Raw genomic sequence first — 7,020 nt, 5'->3', positions numbered from 1 at the left:
TCCTGCGAGTGCCCACACAGATTGTCTGATAAATTGTTAAAGAGCGGTGCGACGCGGCGTTCGGCCTGCTGTCGCGAGGTGGCGTATATTACGCTTTCCTCCTTCAGAGTCAAACACTTTTTTCAGCATTTTTCTCCGGCGGAAGTTCTTAACGAAGCTTCCTGTCTACACCGCATTCCGTAAGTCGTTGTGCCGTGTCGATGGAGGCGCATTATAGGGAGTTGTTCGGCACGCGCAACCGCTAAATTCAATAAAAACAATCGTTCGCTGCATTCCACAGCAAAACCCCGCCTTATACCCGGTTACACACAAAGTTATCCACATCTGCAGCCGGTAATAAATTTAGGCGAGCATCGCGCAAACGTTTTCGCTACAATGCCCCGCGACGTCAAGGATGCCCCTTTTGGGGCGTTACCTGAGGTAAATGTTCTCTTCTATATATAGAGAGAGAAAGTTAAGCCTGATGTAACGCTCTTATTTACGCGAAACAAAGCCAAGGGATAAAACCACCATGCAACAACGTCGTCCTGTACGCCGCGCTCTGCTCAGTGTCTCTGACAAAGCCGGTATCCTCGAATTTGCTCAGGCCCTCTCCCATCGTGGTGTTGAGCTGCTCTCCACAGGTGGCACCGCACGCCTGCTGGCAGATGCCGGCCTGCCCGTCACGGAAGTTTCTGACTACACCGGTTTCCCGGAAATGATGGATGGACGCGTCAAAACGCTGCACCCCAAAGTGCACGGTGGCATTCTGGGCCGTCGCGGCACCGATGATGCCATCATGGCCGAGCACGCCATCAATCCTATCGACATGGTGGTCGTTAACCTTTATCCCTTTGCCCAGACCGTGGCGAAAGCCGACTGCAGCCTGGAAGATGCCGTTGAGAACATTGATATCGGCGGCCCCACCATGGTGCGCTCGGCAGCCAAGAACCACAAAGACGTGGCGATCGTGGTGAAGAGCAGTGACTACGACGCGATCATCGCGGAGCTCAATGCCAACGAAAACTCCCTGACGCTGGAAACCCGTTTCGATCTGGCCATCAAAGCCTTTGAACACACCGCCGCTTACGACAGCATGATTGCCAACTACTTTGGCAGCCTGGTACCGGCCTATCACGGCGAAAGCACCGCGCCGGCTGGCCGCTTCCCGCGCACCCTGAACCTCAACTTTATTAAAAAGCAGGATATGCGTTACGGCGAGAACAGCCATCAGGACGCTGCTTTCTATATTGAAGAGCATGTCAGCGAAGCGTCGGTCGCCACCGCACAGCAGCTGCAGGGCAAGGCGCTGTCCTACAACAATATTGCCGATACCGATGCGGCACTGGAGTGCGTCAAAGAGTTCAGCGAGCCAGCCTGCGTTATCGTCAAGCACGCTAACCCATGCGGCGTCGCCGCAGGCGATTCAATTCTTGCCGCCTACGAGCGCGCTTATAAAACCGATCCGACCTCGGCGTTCGGCGGCATCATCGCCTTTAACCGTGAGCTGGATGAAGCGACCGCGCAGGCGATCATCAGCCGTCAGTTCGTGGAAGTCATTATTGCGCCATCGGCCAGTGAAGCGGCACTGCGCGTGACCGCAGCCAAACAGAACGTCCGCGTTCTGGTGTGCGGTCAGTGGCAGAGCCGCGTGGCCGGTCTCGACTTCAAACGCGTCAACGGTGGCCTGCTGGTTCAGGATCGCGATCTCGGTATGGTCGATGCCAGCCAGCTGCGCGTTGTCAGCCAACGTCAGCCGACCGAACAGGAACTGCGTGACGCGTTGTTCTGCTGGAAAGTGGCGAAATTCGTTAAATCCAACGCCATTGTGTATGCACGCGACAACATGACGATCGGTATTGGCGCGGGCCAGATGAGCCGCGTTTACTCTGCCAAAATTGCCGGCATCAAAGCCGCTGACGAAGGACTGGAGGTGAAGGGTTCCGCCATGGCTTCCGACGCCTTCTTCCCGTTCCGCGATGGCATTGATGCCGCAGCAGCAGTGGGCATCACCTGTGTGATCCAGCCAGGCGGTTCCATCCGTGATGATGAAGTGATTGCTGCCGCCGACGAGCATGGCATCGCGATGATCTTCACCGACATGCGTCATTTCCGCCATTAATAGCCTGGAGCCGTAACGATGAAAATTTTAGTGATTGGTAATGGTGGACGTGAACACGCGCTGGCGTGGAAAGCAGCACAGTCGCCGCTGGCAGAAACCGTATTTGTTGCGCCAGGCAACGCCGGTACCGCGCTGGAGCCGGCCCTGCAGAACGTGGCCATCAGCGCCACCGATATTCCGGCACTGCTGGCGTTTGCGCAGCAGGAAAACATCGACCTGACCATCGTCGGGCCGGAAGCGCCGCTGGTGATTGGCGTAGTCGATGCGTTTCGCGCTGCCGGCCTGAAAATCTTTGGCCCGACGCAGGCGGCCGCGCAGCTGGAGGGCTCAAAAGCCTTCACCAAAGATTTCCTTGCCCGCCAGCAGATCCCGACGGCGGAATACCAGAACTTCACCGAGGTGGAACCCGCGCTGGCTTACCTGCGTGAGAAAGGCGCGCCGATCGTCATCAAAGCGGACGGTCTGGCCGCGGGTAAAGGCGTCATCGTCGCCATGACGCTGGCCGAAGCGGAAGCGGCGGTGCAGGACATGCTGGCCGGCAATGCATTTGGCGACGCAGGTCACCGCATCGTCATCGAAGAGTTTCTTGATGGTGAAGAAGCCAGCTTCATCGTGATGGTGGACGGCGATAATGTCCTGCCAATGGCCACCAGCCAGGATCACAAACGTGTTGGCGACGGCGACACCGGCCCGAACACCGGTGGCATGGGCGCTTACTCACCGGCACCGGTAGTGACCGATGAGATCCACCAGCGCGTGATGGATCAGATCATCTGGCCAACCGTCAACGGCATGAAAGCGGAAGGTAACACCTACACCGGTTTCCTGTATGCCGGTCTGATGATCGACAAAGCCGGTCAGCCGAAGGTGATCGAATTCAACTGCCGCTTCGGCGATCCGGAAACGCAGCCAATCATGCTGCGCCTGCAGTCGGATCTGGTCGCGCTGTGCCTCGCCGCTGTCGACGGCAAGCTCGATCAGCAGCAGTCACAGTGGGATCCGCGCCCGTCACTCGGCGTGGTACTGGCCGCTGGCGGTTATCCGGGCGACTACAACACGGGCGATCAGATCCACGGTCTGCCGCTGGAAGACGTACCGGACGGGAAGGTATTCCATGCCGGCACCACCCTGAAAGATGATCTGGTGGTGACCAGCGGCGGTCGCGTACTGTGCGTGACTGCGCTGGGTGAAGATGTGGCGGCAGCGCAGAAGAATGCCTACGCGCTGGCGCAGCACATCTCATGGAACGGCAGCTTCTGCCGTAATGATATTGGTTACCGCGCGATTAACCGCAAGTAAGCCCCCGGCGGCGGCCAGCTGGTCGCCGCTAAAAATCAGCCTCTTTCGGCTGCCAGCGGCACTCATCTTCCGGCGTGGCACGCAGCAGCTGAATCCCCTCTGGCGCTTCCAGCCACGACAGGGTAATCGGCTGTTGCTGCCCCTGCTGCTGTCGATACAGCGTCGCCAGCGTATCGCGATCGAACGCCACATTCACCTGCTGCCCCTCACAGTCACGAACCTGCGTACCGCCCTGCCAGTGCCCCTGCCGCAACAGTACCCGACCACTCAGCAGTGCATTGCTCTGCGCCAGCATGCGCTGCGCGTCAAACCGGTACAGCTCGACGCTGTCGGCGCTGACGGCTTCACGCCGGCCAGCGAGCTGTCGCTGCATAAAATTGAGGTTGCCCTGATGGTCGAAACGCAGGGTTACGTCGTCCGGCTGCTGGCCAGTAATGTGCCGTTCCACACTCAGCAGTTTATCCGCCTGCCAGATATAGTCGGTAGTTTCCCGGCTATCGCCATTGAAAGGGGTATAGACAGTACGCAGATGGACGGCTTCGTGGTCGCCGTTTTTACGCCAGATTCGCACCGTGCCACGGTCAGAAAGATAGCCGCTGGCGGTGAAGGCCGGAAGATCGGGAGTGGCACTGCAGCCGGTGAGTAATACCCCGAGGAGGATGGCGCAGAGGCGCTGAGGAGAGATGTTCAGCATAGCAGGCCCCGGTAACAAAAAGGGGCGAAATCGCCCCTCTTTTAAAGCTAAACCGCGATGCGGAAAACTTACTTAACAGCGTCTTTCAGTGCTTTACCAGAGACGAACGCTGGCACGTTAGCTGCAGCGATTTTGATCTCTTTGCCAGTCTGCGGGTTGCGACCGGTACGCTCAGCGCGGTGGTTCACTTTAAAAGTACCAAAACCAACCAGTTGTACAGCATCACCTTCTTTCAGAGACTCAGTGATCGCAGCCAGGGTAGATTCCAGCGCAGCTTTAGCCTGGGTTTTAGACAGGTCCGCTTTCTCTGCGATCACATCAATCAGTTGAGTCTTGTTCATAAGTTATCCTTAAAGTGTATTTATCGCTTGCTAAGCAACGAGTGCGAGGGAAAAGCCATATTCTGGCACTCTTCAGCCTGCACGCACCGATAGCCACAATTTTCAGCCCCCCAAATGTAGACCAGACAGGGGGCTGATGTGAAGCCTCCAGGCGCGGTAATTCGGGCCTGAAGTCACGTTTTCTCGCCTTATTGCTGAAAAATTATACCGATGTTACTGATTCCGGCTTCACGCAGGTCTGCACGTAGCCCTTTGATTAGCTCCAGGTCCCGTTCTTCGCACTCTGCCAGCAGGCGAAAAATCTCCCACTGCAGGTCCCATTCGTCAATTACCGCCTGGTTGTCACGCAGCTCTTCGTCGCTCATTTCGCGACCGGCCTGGGTCATTTCGAGGATGGCCACGGTGGTGATCGACGTGCGGCTGACTTCGATGGCGTGCTCCAGCGTTTCACCGCTCAGCTGCGCGTGCAGCAGTTCACTCAGCGCCACGCAGGCGTCAATCGCCGGGTGCACGCCGTAAACGTCAAAGTCGTCACCGTTTGGGATCGCCGCTTCCAGTTTCTCCAGCTGGCTGTCGAAATTGATTTTGGCATCCTTCACCGTCAGGCTTTCCCACACCAGGTCGAGAATGCGGCGATAGAGCTGCGGATCGGCAAACTCGGTCTGCTGACAGAAGGCCCAGTAATTGGGGAACATCCGCTCGCACAGACAGGCCATAAAGGTCATGTGCTGCCAGCTTTCCAGCTTCGCCAGACGCAAATGGACGGGGTTCTGTAACATCAAACTTACTCTCGGTAGATTAGCTGGCGGCAGTGTACCGCAAAAGCCGCACACAAACAGCGTTAGCGCGCATTTTGCCACTTCACAAAAGCGGGACGGCCAGATGCCACGGCATCGGCCCAGCGCGTTGGCTCCGGCAAGCGGTAGCCAGCCATGCAGGCCTCAACCCAGTGCAGTGCGCTATCGAGGCTGACGCGGTGGCCGGTTGAGACAAACAGCGGATTGCAGCGCGTCTTGCTGCGCCACACCCAGGCAATCTGCTCGCCTTTATCCATCAGCGGCTGACGACTGCCCGGTGCCGCATCCAGCTCAGCGAAACGGCCGCACAGGCGCTTTTTCGCTACGCCGATGGTTGGCACATCCAGCAGCGAGCCGAAATGCGCAGCAACGCCCAGCCGGCGCGGATGAGAGATGCCATGGCCGTCGACGAACAGCAGATCGGGCCGCTGCGACAATTGCTGCCACGCCGCCTGCAGGGCTGGAATTTCGCGAAACGAGAGAAAACCGGGGATGTAAGGCATGGTGGTCGCGACACGCGCGATGCGATGCTCCACCAGCGTTAATGAAGGGTATTCGAGGATCACCAGGGCGGCGCGCGTTACCTCGCCGCCCTGTTCAAAACCGACATCGGCGCCGCCAATGAAGCGCGGCGGCAGTACGTCAAAATCATCCTGCCGCACCACGCTGGCGGCGAGCTGTACCTGTTGCTGTCGTAGTGCGGCTAAATCCATGCTTATCCCTGATGATATGGTCGTGATAGCCGATGCACCGCCTCCACAAACGCGCCAGCGTGCTCTGGCGGAACATCCTGATGAATCCCGTGACCGAGGTTGAAGACGTGGCCTTCGCCTGCGCCAAAGCCTTCCAGAATCCCTGCCACTTCCTGCTCAATTCGTGCAGGGGGTGCATACAGCATAGACGGATCCATGTTGCCCTGCAGCGCGACTTTATCGCCCACACGGCGCCGCGCTTCGCCAATATCGGTGGTCCAGTCAAGACCCAGCGCATCACAGCCGGTGGCCGCCATCTCTTCCAGCCACTGGCCGCCGCCCTTGGTAAACAGGGTGATGGGCACGCGTCGTCCTTCGTTCTCATGCAGCACGCTGTCGACGATTTTGTGCATGTAATAGAGCGAGAACTCGCGATAGTCGCGCCCGGTCAGCACGCCGCCCCAGGTATCAAACACCATCACCGACTGCGCACCCGCTTTAATCTGCGCGTTGAGGTAAAGGATCACGCTCTCTGCCAGCTTATCCAGCAGCGCGTGCAGTGTCTGCGGCTCGGCGTACATCATCTTCTTGATTTTGGTGAAAGCCTTGCTGCTGCCGCCTTCTACCATGTAGGTTGCCAGCGTCCACGGGCTGCCGGAGAAACCGATCAGCGGCACTTCGCCCTTGAGGTTATGACGGATGGTGCGCACCGCATTCATCACGTAACCCAGCTCCTGCTCCGGATCCGGCACCGGTAGTTTATCCACATCGGCACGGCAGGCGATGGGGTGGGAGAAACGCGGGCCTTCGCCGGTCTCAAAGTAGAGCCCCAGGCCCATCGCATCCGGAATGGTCAGGATATCGCTGAAGAGGATCGCGGCATCCAGCGCATAGCGGCGCAGCGGCTGCAGGGTAACTTCGCACGCCAGCTCCGCGTTCTTACACAGCGACATAAAATCACCGGCTTCAGCGCGCGTGGCTTTGTATTCCGGCAGGTAACGCCCGGCTTGTCGCATCATCCATACCGGGGTGATATCCACCGGCTGGCGTAACAGGGCGCGCAGATAACGATCGTTCTTCAGTTCACTCATAATGG

General features: G+C 58.2%; 7 protein-coding genes. 2 read left to right on the top strand and 5 right to left on the bottom strand.

All coding sequences use genetic code 11. The annotated features are described in order from the left end of the window. The first annotated feature begins 511 nt into the window (after positions 1-511). Together purH and purD are read left to right on the top strand one after the other, a co-directional pair. Positions 512-2,101 (top strand): bifunctional phosphoribosylaminoimidazolecarboxamide formyltransferase/IMP cyclohydrolase, encoded by a 1,590-nt coding sequence (gene purH, locus C1Y42_RS22680; RefSeq protein ID WP_104094433.1) that lies wholly within the window; start codon positions 512-514, stop codon positions 2,099-2,101. Positions 2,102-2,119: 18 nt separating this feature from the next. Continuing rightward, on the top strand, positions 2,120-3,400 hold the full coding sequence (gene purD / locus C1Y42_RS22675) for a phosphoribosylamine--glycine ligase (RefSeq protein ID WP_021508193.1): 1,281 nt from the start codon (positions 2,120-2,122) through the stop codon (positions 3,398-3,400). A 28-nt stretch (positions 3,401-3,428) separates the two neighbouring features. Here the strand turns inward: purD and C1Y42_RS22670 are convergent, their stop codons facing one another. The 5 genes from C1Y42_RS22670 to hemE all read right to left on the bottom strand — a co-directional run bounded on the left by C1Y42_RS22670 (position 3,429) and on the right by hemE (position 7,015). Next, positions 3,429-4,094, bottom strand: coding sequence for a DUF1481 domain-containing protein (locus C1Y42_RS22670; protein ID WP_104094432.1), 666 nt, complete (start codon positions 4,092-4,094; stop codon positions 3,429-3,431). 68 nt (positions 4,095-4,162) lie between these two features. Then, positions 4,163-4,435 carry a nucleoid-associated protein HU-alpha gene (hupA, locus tag C1Y42_RS22665; RefSeq protein WP_006121511.1) on the bottom strand — a complete coding sequence of 91 codons (273 nt, stop codon included), beginning with the start codon at positions 4,433-4,435 and terminating at the stop codon, positions 4,163-4,165. Between the two features lie 188 nt (positions 4,436-4,623). Continuing rightward, a complete protein-coding gene (locus tag C1Y42_RS22660; RefSeq protein WP_031279834.1) occupies positions 4,624-5,214 on the bottom strand; it encodes a YjaG family protein in 591 nt (196 codons plus the stop codon). A 62-nt stretch (positions 5,215-5,276) separates the two neighbouring features. Continuing rightward, the gene (gene nfi, locus C1Y42_RS22655; RefSeq protein ID WP_058781855.1) at positions 5,277-5,945 is read right to left on the bottom strand and encodes a deoxyribonuclease V; all 669 of its coding nucleotides are present in this window, start codon (positions 5,943-5,945) and stop codon (positions 5,277-5,279) included. A gap of 2 nt (positions 5,946-5,947) precedes the next feature. Next, the gene (gene hemE, locus C1Y42_RS22650) at positions 5,948-7,015 is read right to left on the bottom strand and encodes a uroporphyrinogen decarboxylase (protein ID WP_058769978.1); all 1,068 of its coding nucleotides are present in this window, start codon (positions 7,013-7,015) and stop codon (positions 5,948-5,950) included. Positions 7,016-7,020 lie beyond the last annotated feature (5 nt).

This window comes from Pantoea sp. ICBG 985 (assembly GCF_002928365.1).
Taxonomy (GTDB): Bacteria; Pseudomonadota; Gammaproteobacteria; order Enterobacterales; family Enterobacteriaceae; genus Pantoea; species Pantoea dispersa.
This window is presented reverse-complemented; position numbering and strand designations above follow the sequence as displayed.